Genomic DNA, 14,816 nt, shown 5'->3' with positions numbered 1-14,816 from the left:
TCAGTTTACGCGCGGCTGCGCGCCCTCGGTCGGGGCGTCGGCTTCGAAGGCCGCGCCGTGCTTGACGGCGAGCGCGTCGACCGCGCCGCCAAGGGTGGGATCCTCACCACGGGCCAGCCCCGCGTACTCGAGCTGCAGCACACCGCCATCGGGGGTCGCCTTGACCCACATGCGCCGGCGCGGCACGAACAGCGCGAGCAGCAGGCTCAGCACCGCGAGCACCGCGAAGCTCAGCACCCAGGGTCCGGCGACATCGCGGTGGATCTGCAGCGACACGAACCGCTTGACCGACTGCGAGAGGTCGGTGGCGCCTGCCGGCGACTCGTTGTCGAACGAGACGGTGCCGAGGCCGTTCGGCAGGTCGGCGGTGTCGCCGGGGGCCAGCTCGATCGATTCGGTGCCGGTCTTGCCGCCGGTCAGCTGTGTCATGCCGGTCGTGTCCAGCGCATACACCGAGCGCGGCACGCCGTTGTTCAGCCCCAGGTCGCCGGAGTACACGTTGATCGACAGCACCGGGTTCAGCAGCGCGGGGTACCCCGACGCGTACGCGCCCAGGTCGTTCTTCACCTGCGTCGGATAGAAGAACGCCAGCATGCCGACCTGTTCCTTGAGCCCGTCGGGCACCTTGATGATGCCGAGCGAGGTCAGCTCGTTGTTCTGCGGCAGGAACGCGATGCTGTCGTGGAAGACGATCTTGCCGTCGGCGTTGCGGATCGTCACGGTGGGCGCGTAGCCGTTGCCCATGAGGTACACCCGGTCGCCGGCGATGTTCAGCGGGTGGTTCACCCGGATCTCGGAGTCGGTGGTCTTCTGCCCCGGCAGCTGCGTCGTGAGGTGCGCGACGAAGTCGCCGGCCTGCCCCTGCGATCCGCTGCCGACCGGCTGGTACGAGACGTCGAACTTGTCGAGCTTCATCGTGTACGGGGTCAGCGAGTCAGGGTCGACGAAGCGCCCCGGGTTGAACGATGAGTAGTCGGTGCCCACCGAGTTGACGAACGTGGTGCCCTGCACTATCACCCGCTGCCCGGTGTACGCGTAGCCGCCGCCGATGCCGACGGCCAGCAGCACCCCCAGCAGCGCGATGTGGAAGAGCAGGTTGCCGGTCTCGCGCAGATAGCCGCGCTCGGCCGAGACCGAGTACGAGCCGCGCCCGTCGTAGCGCGCCACTCGGTAGCCGGCGGATTTCAGCTGTTTCGCGGCGATCTCGACGGCGCGGGATGCCGCGGCCGCGGCATCCACTCCGGGAGCCAGCTCTACCAGCGACTCGCGGTGATCGCCCAGACGCCCCAGCCGCGCGGGCGTGCGCGGCGGCTGCGCCCGCAGCGCCTTGAGGTGGTGCCTGACGCGCGGGATCACACAGCCGATGAGCGAGATGAACAGCAGGATGTAGATCGCCGAGAACCAGGCCGACGAGTACACGTCGAACAGCTGCAGCTTGTCGAGCACCGGCGCCAGGCTCGGGTGGTCGGTGAAGTACTCGGTGACGCCGTTGGGGTCGGCGCTGCGCTGCGGCACTATGGAGCCGGGCACCGCCGCGATCGCCAGCAGCAGGAGGAGCACAAGCGCGTTGCGCATGCTCGTGAGCTGCCGCCACGCCCAGCGCGCCCAGCCGGCCGGGCCGAGCCGGGGCGAGGTGATCTCGCCCGAGCCGTCGACGTGGTCGGCCGGCCGCAGCGGGTCGGCACTCGCGGCGGTGGATTCAGAGCGCAGGCGTGACACCGGCGATCACCCCCTGCAGATTCGACATGAGAACTCCCCAGACCCCGGTGACCATGAGCAGACCGAGGATGATCAGCAGTGCGCCGCCGATGATGTTGACCATGCGCACGTGCGTGCGCAGGAACGCGACAGAGCGGGTGGCCCACCCGAACCCGAGTGCAATCAGCAGGAACGGGACGCCGAGACCCAGCGAATACGCCAGGCCCAGCACCGCGCCGCGCGAGGCGGAGGCCCCATCCAAAGACATGTTGATGATGACGGCCAGGGTCGGACCGATGCATGGCGCCCAGCCGACGCCGAGCGCAAGCCCGAGGAGGGGCGCGCCGACCAGGCCCAGATTGCCGCGGATCTGCGGACGGAAGATGCGCTGCGCGAAGCCGAACAGCCCGATGAACACGAGCCCCAGCAGGATGATGACTACGCCCATGACGCGCGTGATGACGTCTTTGTACTTCAGGAAGAAGAGGCCCACCGTGCCGCTGAAGATGTTCACGGCCATGAACACGACCGTGAACCCGGCGATGAACAGCAGCACGCCGAGCACGAGGCGGCCGCGCGCGGGCGCGTCGCCGGTGCGCACGGAGCGGGGCGCCACCGCTCCTCCGATGAAGCCGAGGTAACCGGGCACGAGCGGCAGCACGCACGGCGAGAGGAACGACACCAGGCCCGCCAGGATCGCTATGGGGACCGCGACCCAGAGCGCGCCCCCGGCGACGAGATCCATCACGACGATGCGCCCAGTGCGGTCTTTATCAGCGACTCGAGGATCGACGCGTCGGGGATCGCCCCGACGATGCGCGCGGTGGGGCGGCCATCGGCGTCGAGGATGACGGTCGACGGGGTCGCACTCAGCGGCACGACGCCGGCGAAGGCGGTGGTCACCGATTTCGTGTCGACGTCGATGATGCTCGGGTAGGTGATGCCGAACTCCTTGGCAAAGCTTTGGGCCGTGGGCGCCTGGTCGTAGGTGTTCACACCCAGGAACGCGACATCGTCGCCGAACGCGGCATCCGCTTTCTTCAGCACGGGCGCTTCTTCACGGCACGGAGCGCACGCCGCCCACCAGAAGTTCACGACCGTCACCTTGCCTGCATACGTCTTGTTCGAGACCGTGCTGCCGTCGTCGAGCGTGCCGCCGAAGGCGACGGCCTTCGGCTGCTCGCCGGCCTTGTACTCGTGCACGGCGAAGTCGGCGGCGATGTAGCCCTTGCTGTCACCGTCGCGGTACTGCTGGGCGAGGCCGTCGTTACTTCCGGAGCAGGCCGACAGGCCCGCCGCCAGCATTAGGGCTGCGGCGAGGGATGCCGCGGCTTTCGTCGTTCGGCGCATCACACGGCCCCCACATCGATCGAGCCCGCGACGGTCGCCGGCTCCGCGTATCCGACCTCGACCCACTTCTCGCCGTCGCGCTCGAAGCTCGTGACGCTTGAGAGCGCGCACCGCCGCTTGCGCGGGTCGTGCCGCAGCGGGAGGCCCGCGATGGCGAGGTGGGTGATCCAGATCGGCAGCTGATGGGAGACGATCACGGCGTCTCCGGATTCGGTGCGATCCCAGGCATCTCGCATCGCGGCTTCCATGCGCGCGACGACCTGTGCGTAGGGCTCGCCCCAGCTGGGGGTCGAGGGGCGGCGCAGATGCCACCAGTTCAGCGGGTTGACGACGGCCCGCGACATCCGCTTGCCCTCGAACACGTTCGTGGGCTCGATGACACGCTCGTCGATGACCGGCTCGATGCCGAACAGCTCGGCGAAAGGCTCGGCCGATTCGCGCGTGCGCTGCAGCGGCGAGCACACCAGCGAGCCGATGGGGCGCGCGAGGCCCTGCACGTACTCCGCGGCCTGCCGGGTCATCTGCCGCCCGGCAGTGCTCAACCGGAAATTCGGGAGTCGCCCGTAGAGCACACGACGGGGGTTGTGAACCTCCCCATGGCGCACGAGATGAAGGCGAGCGGCGGGCACGCCCTCCAGTTTACGGTCGGGATCCTTCAGAAGGCGCTGAGAGATCGGTCACGGCTCGACCGCACGTGCGAGCAGCTCGACGAGCAGCCGCTCCACGACCGGGTGCGGCAACGCCTCGACCAGCGCGAGAAATGGCGCCATCTGCTCGGGGAGCGCTCCTCCGCCGCCCAGGCCCATGCCCTGCAGCAGGGCGCCGGCGGTATCGGCATCGAGCGTGGCGGGCAGCTGCGCAGGCAGCGTCTGACGCACCTGCTCGGCGTCTACCGGGGGCACACCGCGCGCGGCGTCGGCGGCGGCGACCAGATCGGGTACGAGGGCCGCGGCATCGGTCACCGGTGTCACGGTCAGGTGCGTGGTGTGGGGCAGCCGGGTGCCGTCACCCTGGACCAAGCCGGGCTGCTGCTGCAGCATCCACCCCGCCGCACGTGCCGCGTCGGACCAGTGGTGCGGGTCGACGCGGCGGTCGGGCGCCGCCTGCTCGTCGGTCGCGACCGCCAACAGCGGGCCGGTGGGCGAGCCGACGACCCGCAGCCCCTCGATGCCGCCGATCGCGGCGCTCAATGCGTGAGTGGCCTGCGCCGTGCGAGCGGCGAGGTCGCGGAACCCGTCAGTACCCAGCGCGCGGATGATGGCCCAGGCGGCGGCCAGGGCACCCGCCGACTTCGAGCCCAGCAGCGTCGGGTTCACGACCGGGTAGCCGGGCCAGTCCGTGGTCGCGAAGTACTGTGCACGCTGGCGGTCGCGCGTGGCGTGCAGCAGCACGCTCACACCTTTGGGCGCGTAGCCGTACTTGTGCAGGTCGGCCGACAGGCTCGTCACCCCGGGCACGCGCAGGGTCCACTCGGGCACGTCGTCGGGCCAGAACGGCAGGATCCATCCGCCGATGCACGCGTCGACGTGGCAGGAGATGCCGGATGCCGCGCACGCGGCCGCGACGTCGGCGATCGGGTCCATCGCCGCGAACGGATACGACGGCGCCGAGACCACCACGAGCGCGACATCGTCGCCCAGGCGCGCGGTGATCGCGGAGGCGTCGAGAGTGCCGGTCGCCGGATCGACGGGAACCCCGTCGAAGCGCAGATCAAAGAGCTCGGCCGCCTTGCGGAACGCGGCGTGCGCGGTCACGGGCGCGACGATCCGCCCGATGCCGCTGCCGCCTCCCGCGCGCCACAGATCGCGCGCGGTCTTCACCGCCAGCAGGCACGACTCGGTGCCGCCGCTGGTGACGGTGCCGGCCGCACCACCGAGCGTCTCGAGGGCGAAGGCCAACACGTCGCGCTCGAGCGCCGCGACCGAGGTGAAGGTCGTCGGGTCGAGGCCGTTGACGGCCTGCATGCGGCGCGCCGCTTCTGCGGCGAGCTCATCGAGCTGCGGCATCCCCGCGTCGTACACATAGGAGAGCACCCGCCCGCCATGGGTGGGCGCATCGGCCGCGCGCAGGGCGTCGAGCTCGGCCAGGATCGCTGCGTCATCGAAGGTCACCCGCACAGCTTAGGCGGACGGGTGCGGGATGCCGGCACCCGCGGTATCGTCGCCGGCATGACGGTCGATGCGATCATGCCGAACCTGCACGCCTCCGACCTCGATGCCGCGCGGAGGTTCTATGTCGGCGAGCTCGGCATGGCCGAACAACCCATGGGGCACGACTGGGTCACGCGCTTCGTCGACCCGTCGACCGGGGCGGCCGTGCAGGTGCAGATCCGCGACGCGACAGCGCCTGAGGACTCGGCCGCGACCGTCAAGGTCGACGACGTCGATGCCTTGTACGCGGCGATGCGCGCCGCGGGCTACGAGATCGTGCATCCGCTGGTGACCGAGGCCTGGGGCGTGCGGCGCTTCTTCGTGCGCTCGCCCGGCGGCGCCGTGCTGAATATCGCGCAGCGGCACGGCTGAGCCGCGGGTCGGCGCCAGGGGCCGGCCAGCGCATGCACAGAAGCCGCAGCATCCCGCCCCGTAGACTTGACGGTGTGACTGAACGCATCCTCGTGAACCAACTCGCCGCCCGAGAAGACGGCCCCGTCTCTGTGTCGGGATGGGTCGAGACCGTCCGCGATCAGAAGAAGGTGCAGTTCGTCGTCCTGCGCGATGAGACCGGCGCCGTGCAGCTGGTGAACCCCGCGACGCGCCCCGACCTTGAGAAGACGGATCAGGATGCCGCGGCCCTCGCGCTCACCGACACGATCTCGAACCTCGCCCACGGCACGTTCTTGACGGTGACCGGCGACCTCAAGCACGACGAGCGCGTCAAGCTCGGCGGCATCGAGGTCAAGCTCACCTCGCTCGAGGTCGCGTCGGCGGCCCTGCCCGAGACGCCGATCGCGTCGGACTCGAGCATGGACAAGCGCATGGACTGGCGCTTCATCGACCTGCGCCAGCGCCGCAACAACCTGATCTTCCGCGTCTCGACGACGCTCGAGCACGCGATGCGCCAGTACTGGATCGACCGCGACTACATCGAGATCCACTCCCCCAAGCTCATGTCGAGCCCCTCGGAGTCGAACGCCGAGCTGTTCGCGCTCTCCTACTTCGAAGACAAGACGGCCTACCTCGCGCAGAGCCCGCAGCACTTCAAGCAGATGGCGCAGGCCGCCGGCTTCGGCAAGGTCTTCGAGATCGGCGACGTGTACCGCGCCGACCCGAGCTTCACGAGCCGGCACGCGACCGAGTTCACGAGCGTCGACGCCGAGATCAGCTGGATCGACTCGCACGAAGACGTCGCGACCATGCAGGAGGAGCTGCTGGCCACCGCGATTCAGGCGGTCAAAGACAAGCACGGCGACGAGATCAAAGAGCTGTTCGACATCGACGTGGTCGTGCCGACGCTGCCGTTCCCGCGCATTCCGCTGGCAGAAGCCCACGAGATCGTCAAGGCCCGCGGTTACGAGAACCCCCGCACCGACGGCGACCTCGACCCCGAGAGCGAGCGCCAGGTCTCGGCCCACGTCGCAGAGACGTACGGCCACGAGTTCGTGTTCGTGACCGACTACCACGCCGGGATCCGCCCGTTCTACCACATGGTCGACGAGGCCACCGGACTCACCAAGAGCTACGACCTGCTGTTCAAGGGCGTGGAGATCACCACCGGTGCGCAGCGCGAGCACCGCATCGAGGTGCTCGAGAAGCAGGCGCTCGAGAAGGGCCTCAAGCTCGAGGGCCTCGAGCACTACCTCGACTTCTTCCGCTACGGAGTGCCGCCCCACGGCGGATTCGGCATGGGCCTGGCGCGCGTGCTGATGCTGCTGCTGGGCGAGGCGTCGATCCGCGAGGTGACGTTCCTGTTCCGCGGCCCGACCCGCCTCGCCCCGTAAGGCGCAGCCGCCTACAGCTCGAAGTCGACCGCCACGCGGTCGGCGACGACGCTGCGCACGTAGGCGACGACCTCTTGGTGCGCGGGGTGCACCGCGTAGGCGTCGAGCGCCGCCTTGTCGGCGAAGTCGGCGACGAGTGCGACATCCCAATTGCCGTCGACGACGTTCGCGCCTGCCGTGAGCGTGCCGATCGTCGGCACCACACCGACGAGAGCGTTGAGGCGCTCCGCGATCTGGCGGGCGTGGTCGGCGCGGGTCGCGGCATCCTGCGCCGCCATCTTCCACGCGACCACGTGACGCAGCGTCATCGCTTGACCGCCGTCGCGTCGAGCAGCGCCTCGCGCAGACGGTCGGCGCCCACACGCCAGTGCGCATGCAGCTGTCCGTCGATGAGCACGACCGGGATCTTCTCCCACCACAACTCGTACAGTGCGGGGTCGTCGGCGATGGATGCCTCGACCACCTCGACCTGCGAGGCCACGCGTTCGGGCAGTTCGGCCAGGACGTGGTCGACGACGCCGTGCGCGACGTCGCAGAGATGGCAGTCGGGCTTGCCGATGAGGGTGAGCGTGGTCACACACTCATCCTATGGCGGGCGGGATGCCGGGGCTCGGCGCTCGAGCCGCGCTCAGTGCTCGACCGGAAAGCCCTGCTCGATCCAGGCCGCGGTGCCGCCCTCGACGTCGGTGACGTCGTAACCGGCCGCATCGAGCTTTCGCGCGACCGAGGCCGAGCGCCCGCCGAGCTCGCAGATGACGTGGAACGGCTCTTTCGGGAACTCTTCGACCCGGTCGCGCCATGTCGAGAACGGGATGTTCACAGCGCCGGCGATGTGACCGGCTTCGTACTCGTGCACCTCGCGCACGTCGATGAGCGGGGTCGTCGCGACCTCGTGCAGCTGCTGAACGGTGATCGACTTCATGTCTGACTTTCCTCTGCGAGCGCCTGATGCGTACACGAAGCGCCCGTCCCGCAGGACAGGCGCTCAGTGTTCAGCCGCTACTTCTTGTTGCGGCGCTGGTGACGAGTCTTGCGAAGCAGCTTGCGGTGCTTCTTCTTCGCCATGCGCTTGCGGCGCTTCTTGATGACAGAACCCACGGGAAACCTCACAACGTCAGGGGTCTGGACGCGGAATCACCCGCGCCCGGGAACGGGCAGATGGAAAAATGCCTCGTCCTAGTCTAGCCGACGTCGGCGATGGGACGTTGCAAGGCCTCTGAGACGGCAGATTCGGGAACGCGATAGCTGCGGCCGAAGCGTACGGCAGGCAACTCTCCGGAGTGCACGAGACGGTACACGGTCATCTTCGAGACCCGCATGATCTCGGCGACCTCGGCGACGGTGAGAAACCGCACATCCGGCAGTTCGGCCATGTCTACGTTCTACCTTCCCCAGCATCGGCTGATGGATCCCCAGCTCACGCAGCCCCACACTGCTGAGCACACTCTATGGTGTCAGAGCGGGCTGTGTAAACCCATGGGACGGGTGTGACACCTGCTGTGCGCTCATGTCGCGCGCTTGGCCTGACGCTCGCGTGCGTCGCGCAGCGTCTGACGCTGATGCGTACGCGCCGCACGCAGTGCCTTCTCCGCTTCGCGGACGGCCTTGCGCGCTTCGCGGTACTTCTTGTCGCCGTGCACGTCACTGTCATCCGCACGCGCGGGGAGCGCAGCAGCCGTCTCACCGACATTCGGCCCCGCCAGATACGCCGCGATGCCGTCGAGGATGCGCTCGAGTCCGAAGCGGAACGGATCGGTCCCAGACTGCAGCACCCCGGCGTCGATCGCCCGGCGGAGGTCGGGAAACGCATCGGCGGTCACGAGCGCATCGAGCACTCCCCCCTCGCCGTCCGTGTCGACGCCACCGAAGTCAGCACCGCGGTGCTGCTCGGCCACGACCGCGGCCGCCGAGCGCGCATGGCCGCTGACAAGCAGCGTCGTCGACAGCCGCGCGTCGTCATCAAGGGGCGTGCCCACGAGCGCAGCGATGCCGGCGTCCAGCCAGGCGGCCGAGTTCGGTGTGACGGTCAGCGTCGCCAGCGGCAGCTCAAGCACCCACGGGTGCGCGAGGTAGGAGCCCATAAGTGCGTCATGGTAGACCGTCAGCCGCTCTCGCCAGCTCTCAGCCTCGTTGACGTCGTCTGGCGGCGCACCGAGCGCCGTCTCCTGCATGAGCAGTGTGAGCTCGTCCTTCGCGGTGACGTAGCGATAGAGCGACATGGGCGTGAATCCGAGACGGGATGCCACGGCCGACATGGACACAGCGGTCAGCCCCTCGGCATCGGCGAGGTCGATCGCGGCATCGACGATCTTCTCGACGCTCATCTCGCGCTTCGGACCGCGTTGCGGATTCGCGGCGACGCCCCATGCCAGCGCTATGCCCCGCGGCAGTTCCGGCTGTTCACTCATTCCGTCATCCTAGTTCTGTATATCTCGTAAACAGTGTGTTACCGTCATAAACAGTTTCATCCATACACAGAAAGGAGACATGATGTCCCCCGCCATCGACATCACCGGCCTGATGAAGGGCTATGGCTCGAAGCAGGTGCTCCGGGGCCTGGATCTGAGGGTCGCCCAGGGCGAGATCTTCGCCTTGCTCGGCTCGAACGGCGCCGGCAAGACGACGACGATCTCGATCCTGACGACCCTGCTCGTCCCCGATGCCGGCCGTGCGCTCGTTGCGGGCTGCGATGTCGTCCGCGACCCGCAGGGTGTGCGCGGCCGCATCGCCCTGACCGGGCAGACCGCCGCCGTCGACGACATGCTCACCGGCCTCGAGAATCTCGTCATGCTCGGGCGCCTGTCGGGGTTGGCATCACAGGCGGCCCGTCTGCGCGCTGACGAGCTGCTCCAGCGCTTCGCGCTCACCGACGCGGCCAAGCGCCGGGTCTCCACCTACTCCGGCGGCATGCGCCGGCGACTCGACCTCGCCCTGAGCTTCGTCGTCGCACCGCAGGTGCTGTTCTTGGACGAGCCGACGACCGGCGTCGATCCGCGCAGCCGGCTCGAGTTGTGGAGTGTGATCCGGGGCCTTGCGGACGCCGGCACCACGGTCTTCCTCACGACGCAGTACCTCGAGGAGGCCGATCGACTCGCCGATCGCATCGCGATCCTGCACGAGGGCCGCATCGTCCGCACCGGCACCGCCGCGGAGCTCAAGTCGCTGCTCGGCGGCGACACCCTCGTCGTCCACGACGCGAGCGGTGCTCCGGCCCACGAGACCGCGACCGACGGGTCGCTCGACGATGTGCGTCGCACGCTCGACCGGCTCGCGGCATCCGGCGTCGACGGCACGCTGTCGCTGCGCCGACCCACTCTCGACGACGTCTTCCTCTCGCTCACCGCACCCCAGGTGCCCGAACCCCTCCGGGAGTCCGCATGACCGCTCTGACCTTCGACCGCCCCACCCGCCCGCGGCTGCGAGGCCTGTCCGCCGAGTCCGTCTTCGTACGCCGCAGCCTGCTGCAGTCGCTGCGCGACGGCGAGACGCTGAGCATGTCGATCATGCTCCCCGTGATGCTCATGCTGCTGTTCACCTTCGTGTTCGGCGGCGCCCTCGACTCGGACGGCCACTACGTCGACTACGTCGTACCGGGGATCATCCTGCTGTGCGCGGGGTACGGCGCAGCATCCATCGCCACGTACGTCGCCCGCGACATGACCACCGGCGTGATCGACCGCTTCCGCACGATGCCGCTGCGGGCCGGAGCCGTGCTCACCGGTCATGTCGTGGCGAGCGTCGCACGGAATCTTGTCGCGACCGCCGTCGTCATCGGCGTCGCGCTGCTGGTCGGCTTCCGGCCGACCGCCGACCCGCTCGAATGGGCCGCAGCGTTCGGCGTGATCACGGTGTACGTCCTCGTGATCACGTATCTGTACGCCGCCATCGGCCTGGCCGCCGGCAGCCCCGAGGCCGCCGCGGGCTACGGTTTCGTGCTGATGTTCGTGCCCTATCTCTCGAGCGCGTTCGTCCCCGTCGACACGATGCCGAACTGGCTGCAGTGGATCGCGCAGAACCAGCCCGTCACGCCGATCATCGAGACGATCCGCGGGCTGCTGCTGGGCACTCCCCTGCACACCGAACCGCTCTGGGCGCTCGGCTGGTGCGTCCTCATCCTCGCCATCGCCGTGGCCTGGGGCGCCTGGCTGTTCCGACGTCCCCGCGCATAGCATCCCCATATCCGGCTCAGGGCGCCGGCTGACCGCGCCCTGGCCGTCTATGGATGCCGGTGTCGTCTGCTGGAAGGCATGGACGAGACAGCGACCGACCCGGCGATCTCCACCGCAGCCGTGCGACGGCGCACGCCCCGCACCGCGAAGCGGCTGATCGGCGCACTCGCACTCGTCCTGACCCTCGCGGGCGGCGGGGGCACCTGGTGGGCGGCGAATCGGTTTCTCATCCCGCACGTCGAGATCTCCGATGTCGCCGCCTATCAGGCCGAACAGAGCGCAGCCGGCGGCTCATCCGAGAAGACCGACACGAGCGGCACCGTCGACGGCTCGACCTATACGTCGGACGACGCCAGCGTGACGATCGCGAAGCACACGTCCGGATCGGGCGACGACACTCTCACCTACTACGTCGCCGACGTGACGCTCACCGACGCGACAGCCCTGCGCAGCGCGTTCGCCGACAACCAGTTCGGCGAGAACATCACCGCGCGAGTCTCCGAGATCGCCGAAGACAACGACGCCGTCTTCGCGATCAACGGCGACTACTACGGCTTCCGTTCCGACGGTATCGAGATCCGAGGCGGCGTGGTCTTTCGCGACGAGGGCGCCCGTGAGGGGCTCGCGTTCTACAAAGACGGCACGGTCAAGGTCTACGACGAGACCACCACCACCGGCGACCAGCTCGTCGCCGACGGCGTGTGGAACACGATGAGCTTCGGCCCCGCGATCGTCGAGAACGGGCAGACTGTGGACGGCATCGACGACGTCGAGGTCGACACGAACTTCGGCAACCACTCCATCCAGGGCGACCAGCCACGGACCGCGGTCGGCGTGATCGACACGAACCACCTCGTGTTCGTCGTCGTCGACGGCCGCGACACCGGCTACAGCCGGGGCGCGAGCCTCGACGAGCTTGCCGGCATCATTGAGGGCCTGGGCGTCCAGACCGCCTACAACCTCGACGGCGGCGGCTCGAGCGAGATGTGGTTCGACGGCGAGGTCGTCAACCGCCCCTCCAACGGCGGCGAGCGCGCCACCAGCGACATCTTCTACATCGCCGGCTGACCGCATGAACGTCGTCCTGATCCCCGCGTACGAGCCCGACGAGCGTCTTGTCGCACTCGTGCAGGAATTGCGCGGGATGCCGGTGGTCGTCGTCGACGACGGGTCGGGGCCGTCGTACCGTGACGTGTACGCAGCGGCCGCGGCATCCGGCGCCCTCGTCTTGGCCCACGAGCACAACCGCGGCAAAGGCGCGGCCCTGCGCACCGGCTTCGCGCACATCGCACGCGCCTTCCCGGGTGCCGGGGTCGTGACCGCCGACGCCGACGGACAGCACGCGCCGGAAGACATCGCCCGAGTCGCCTCGCGCATCGGACCGCACCGCATCACGCTGGGCGTGCGCGCGTTCACGGGCCCTGTGCCCGCCCGCAGCCGGCTCGGCAACACTGTCAGCCGGCTTGCGTTCCGGCTGGCGGCGGGCCAGGCGATCGGCGACACCCAGACCGGCCTGCGCGGGCTGCCGGCCGACGCGCTGCCGTGGCTGCTGAGTGTGCCCGGCGACCGATTCGAGTACGAGTTCCGGATGCTGCTCCAGGCGGCCACCGCCGGGTTCGAACTCATCGAGGAGCCGATCGCGACCATCTACACCGACGGCAACGCGTCGAGCCATTTTCGCCCGGTGCGCGACTCGCTGCGCATCTACGCGCCCGTCGTGCGGTTCGCAGGCTCGGCGGTGCTGGCCTTCGCCATCGACACGCTCGCGCTGCTCGTGCTGCACACGCTCACCGGCTCACTGCTGGTCTCGGTGGTCGCGGCGCGCGTGATCAGCGCGAGCGTGAACTTCGCCGTCAACCGCTCCCTCGTGTTCCATCGCGGCCGCGACGTGCCGCTGCGCACTGCGGCGCGACGGTACTTCTCGCTCGCTCTCCTGCTGCTCGCCGCGAACTACGGCACCATCTCGGCGCTGTCGGACCTGGGTCTGCCGCTGCTGGCCGCGAAGATCGTCACCGAGGCGACGCTGTTCCTCGTCAGCTACGGCGTGCAGCGGGCTGTGGTGTTCGCGCCCGCATCCGCTCGCGCGCCACAGCGATCAGCCGGTCCAGTTTCCGCGCGTGCGGCGCCGGCTGCCGATCGCGTGCGTAAGTGAGTGCGGCAGCGGCCGCGCGCCCGAGGCTGTCGCGCTCATCGAGCAGCCGCTCGAGGGCGGCCGCCAGCCCCGCGGCATCCGGCGTCTCGGTGCCGATCGCCGCCGCCCCGAACTCCCCCGCGAGCACGGGGTCGACGACCACGGCGGGCCGGCCCCGGCTGAATGCCTCGAGTGCGATCATCGGCTGGTTGTCGAAGCCGAGCGACGAGATGAGGACGGCGTCGGATGCCGCCACCAGCACCCCCACCTCGTCACCGGGCACGCGCCCGTGGAAAGTGACGTCGGCCTGGGGCTCGTGCACGCCGCCCGCCACGTGCAGGTGCACGCGGCCGGGGCCACGGCGGGCGGTGACGAGCCGCACCGCGTCGAGGGCGACCTCCAGCCGCTTCTCGGGGGCGAAGCGCGCCGCCCACACGAGGGTCAGCGGCCCGTCGGCACGGGCAGGCGCCGGCTGCAGGGGCTCGGCGATGTTGGAGAGCTCGTGCACGGCATCCACCCCCTCCGCCTGCAACGCCCGCGCCTGATGCGCCGACGGCGACAGCACGGCGTCGGCGCGCGTGGCGACAGTGAGCGTCATGGTGCGCAGCGCGTTGTTGATGGGGGTGCTGCCCGTGTACCGCGGCGACGGCCAGCGCCCGGTGATGTGGTGGTATTCCCACAGGGCGAGCGGAACGAGCGCATTGAGCGCCGACGAGGCCTGCCAGAAGAAGGTGTGCACGGTCTGCAGCACAGGCCGTCTCTGCGCCGCCCCGATCTCGAGGGCGGCGCAGGCCAGAGTGAACTCGGAGTGCACGACCAGTGCCCGCACGTCATGCGCGGCTGCCAATCGTGCGAGCTCGCCGCGCAGCCGGCGGCGGGATGCCAGAACCGGCAGTCCCACGCCGGGCACCGTGAACGCGACCCGCACCGCGACCGGAACGATGCCGGGCACCCCGGCGAGCACGTCGGCGTCGGGGGCGACGACGACCACCGTCCACCCCTCTTCGGCCAGGCCCCGCGCCTGCCGCAGGAAGGCCGTCTGCGCCCCGCCGAGATAGCGCAGCGAGTAGTCGCACAGGAGCATCACGGCGACGGTGTCGCCGCCGTTCACCGCCCGGGCAGCTTCTTGAGCGCGTTCTCCCACGCGTGCTTCGCCGATGCCGCGACGCGCCCGACGGTCTCGGCGGCGTGAGCAGCGGGTTCGGGGAGGGCGATGACATCGGACTGATCCGCCTCATCGAGGAAGGGCACGATCCAGGCGTCGATGACGTCGAGCGGGGCCGCCTGCAGGCGGTAGTAGCGGTGCTGGCCCTCCTCGCGGACCGCGACCAGATCGGCGTCGCGGAGGACCTTGAGGTGCTTCGACACGGTCGGCTGGCTCACGCCCAGGTCGGCGACGATCTGCGAAACGCTGGTGCCGTCGTGCCCTGCGGCAGAGCGGTCCAGCAGCAGGCGCAGGATGTCGCGACGGGTGCCGTCCGCGATCACGTCGAAGATGTCCGCCATGCCCTTAGGTTAGCCGGGCGCCCGG

19 protein-coding genes are annotated in these 14,816 nt (G+C 69.4%); 6 read left to right on the top strand and 13 right to left on the bottom strand.

Annotated elements, in window-relative coordinates; all coding sequences use genetic code 11:
- From resB to PU630_RS03420, 5 genes are read right to left on the bottom strand one after another with little or no spacing between them, the layout of a single operon-like run.
- Positions 1–1,719, bottom strand: a complete 1,719-nt coding sequence (gene resB / locus PU630_RS03440) for a cytochrome c biogenesis protein ResB (protein WP_275278958.1) — start codon at positions 1,717–1,719, stop codon at positions 1–3.
- Positions 1,700–2,443, bottom strand: a complete 744-nt coding sequence (locus PU630_RS03435) for a cytochrome c biogenesis CcdA family protein (protein ID WP_275278957.1) — start codon at positions 2,441–2,443, stop codon at positions 1,700–1,702. The genes resB and PU630_RS03435 overlap by 20 nt, the downstream gene beginning before the upstream one ends.
- Positions 2,443–3,048, bottom strand: a complete 606-nt coding sequence (locus PU630_RS03430) for a TlpA family protein disulfide reductase (protein ID WP_275278956.1) — start codon at positions 3,046–3,048, stop codon at positions 2,443–2,445. The genes PU630_RS03435 and PU630_RS03430 overlap by 1 nt, the downstream gene beginning before the upstream one ends.
- Positions 3,048–3,677, bottom strand: a complete 630-nt coding sequence (locus PU630_RS03425) for a histidine phosphatase family protein (protein WP_275278955.1) — start codon at positions 3,675–3,677, stop codon at positions 3,048–3,050. Before PU630_RS03425 ends, PU630_RS03430 begins: the two co-directional genes overlap by 1 nt.
- Positions 3,678–3,725: 48 nt before the next feature.
- Positions 3,726–5,159 carry a pyridoxal phosphate-dependent decarboxylase family protein gene (locus PU630_RS03420; protein WP_275278954.1) on the bottom strand — a complete coding sequence of 478 codons (1,434 nt, stop codon included), beginning with the start codon at positions 5,157–5,159 and terminating at the stop codon, positions 3,726–3,728.
- A 57-nt stretch (positions 5,160–5,216) separates the two neighbouring features.
- Here PU630_RS03420 and PU630_RS03415 point away from each other — a divergent pair, with 57 nt between their 5' ends.
- Positions 5,217–5,570: a VOC family protein gene (locus tag PU630_RS03415; protein WP_275278953.1), complete on the top strand. Its 354-nt coding sequence runs from the start codon at positions 5,217–5,219 to the stop codon at positions 5,568–5,570.
- 74 nt (positions 5,571–5,644) lie between these two features.
- Positions 5,645–6,985 carry an aspartate--tRNA(Asn) ligase gene (gene aspS, locus PU630_RS03410; protein WP_275278952.1) on the top strand — a complete coding sequence of 447 codons (1,341 nt, stop codon included), beginning with the start codon at positions 5,645–5,647 and terminating at the stop codon, positions 6,983–6,985.
- Positions 6,986–6,996: 11 nt separating this feature from the next.
- Here aspS and PU630_RS03405 read toward each other — a convergent pair whose 3' ends face one another.
- The 6 genes from PU630_RS03405 to PU630_RS03380 form a co-directional block, all read right to left on the bottom strand.
- Positions 6,997–7,293: a Dabb family protein gene (locus PU630_RS03405; protein ID WP_275278951.1), complete on the bottom strand. Its 297-nt coding sequence runs from the start codon at positions 7,291–7,293 to the stop codon at positions 6,997–6,999.
- Positions 7,290–7,562, bottom strand: a complete 273-nt coding sequence (locus tag PU630_RS03400; RefSeq protein ID WP_275278950.1) for a glutaredoxin family protein — start codon at positions 7,560–7,562, stop codon at positions 7,290–7,292. Before PU630_RS03400 ends, PU630_RS03405 begins: the two co-directional genes overlap by 4 nt.
- Before the next feature lie 51 nt (positions 7,563–7,613).
- A complete protein-coding gene (locus tag PU630_RS03395; protein WP_275278949.1) occupies positions 7,614–7,907 on the bottom strand; it encodes a rhodanese-like domain-containing protein in 294 nt (97 codons plus the stop codon).
- A 77-nt stretch (positions 7,908–7,984) separates the two neighbouring features.
- Entirely contained in the window at positions 7,985–8,083 is a 99-nt protein-coding gene (locus PU630_RS03390) for a 30S ribosomal protein bS22 (protein WP_003792170.1), read from the bottom strand.
- An 83-nt stretch (positions 8,084–8,166) separates the two neighbouring features.
- Positions 8,167–8,358 carry a helix-turn-helix domain-containing protein gene (locus PU630_RS03385; RefSeq protein WP_275278948.1) on the bottom strand — a complete coding sequence of 64 codons (192 nt, stop codon included), beginning with the start codon at positions 8,356–8,358 and terminating at the stop codon, positions 8,167–8,169.
- A 132-nt stretch (positions 8,359–8,490) separates the two neighbouring features.
- Positions 8,491–9,393, bottom strand: a complete 903-nt coding sequence (locus tag PU630_RS03380) for a TetR/AcrR family transcriptional regulator (RefSeq protein WP_275278947.1) — start codon at positions 9,391–9,393, stop codon at positions 8,491–8,493.
- A 79-nt stretch (positions 9,394–9,472) separates the two neighbouring features.
- On the opposite strand from PU630_RS03380, the gene PU630_RS03375 reads away from it, so the two are divergent.
- From PU630_RS03375 to PU630_RS03360, 4 genes are all read left to right on the top strand, one after another.
- Positions 9,473–10,366 (top strand): ATP-binding cassette domain-containing protein, encoded by an 894-nt coding sequence (locus PU630_RS03375; RefSeq protein WP_275278946.1) that lies wholly within the window; start codon positions 9,473–9,475, stop codon positions 10,364–10,366.
- Complete coding sequence (locus tag PU630_RS03370) at positions 10,363–11,154, top strand: ABC transporter permease (RefSeq protein ID WP_275278945.1); 792 nt, start codon at positions 10,363–10,365, stop codon at positions 11,152–11,154. Before PU630_RS03375 ends, PU630_RS03370 begins: the two co-directional genes overlap by 4 nt.
- A 78-nt stretch (positions 11,155–11,232) precedes the next feature.
- Positions 11,233–12,222, top strand: coding sequence for a phosphodiester glycosidase family protein (locus tag PU630_RS03365; protein ID WP_275278944.1), 990 nt, complete (start codon positions 11,233–11,235; stop codon positions 12,220–12,222).
- 4 nt (positions 12,223–12,226) lie between these two features.
- Entirely contained in the window at positions 12,227–13,306 is a 1,080-nt protein-coding gene (locus tag PU630_RS03360; protein ID WP_275278943.1) for a bifunctional glycosyltransferase family 2/GtrA family protein, read from the top strand.
- Here PU630_RS03360 and PU630_RS03355 read toward each other — a convergent pair.
- Together PU630_RS03355 and PU630_RS03350 are read right to left on the bottom strand one after the other, a co-directional pair.
- Positions 13,188–14,429 (bottom strand): glycosyltransferase family 4 protein, encoded by a 1,242-nt coding sequence (locus tag PU630_RS03355; protein WP_275278942.1) that lies wholly within the window; start codon positions 14,427–14,429, stop codon positions 13,188–13,190. The two genes, PU630_RS03360 and PU630_RS03355, sit on opposite strands and share 119 nt — an antisense overlap.
- Positions 14,393–14,791 carry an ArsR/SmtB family transcription factor gene (locus tag PU630_RS03350; RefSeq protein WP_275278941.1) on the bottom strand — a complete coding sequence of 133 codons (399 nt, stop codon included), beginning with the start codon at positions 14,789–14,791 and terminating at the stop codon, positions 14,393–14,395. Before PU630_RS03350 ends, PU630_RS03355 begins: the two co-directional genes overlap by 37 nt.
- Between the last annotated feature and the right edge of the window lie 25 nt (positions 14,792–14,816).

The sequence above is a fragment of the Microbacterium horticulturae genome (assembly GCF_029094505.1).
Classification (GTDB): Bacteria; Actinomycetota; Actinomycetes; order Actinomycetales; family Microbacteriaceae; genus Microbacterium; species Microbacterium horticulturae.
This window is presented reverse-complemented; position numbering and strand designations above follow the sequence as displayed.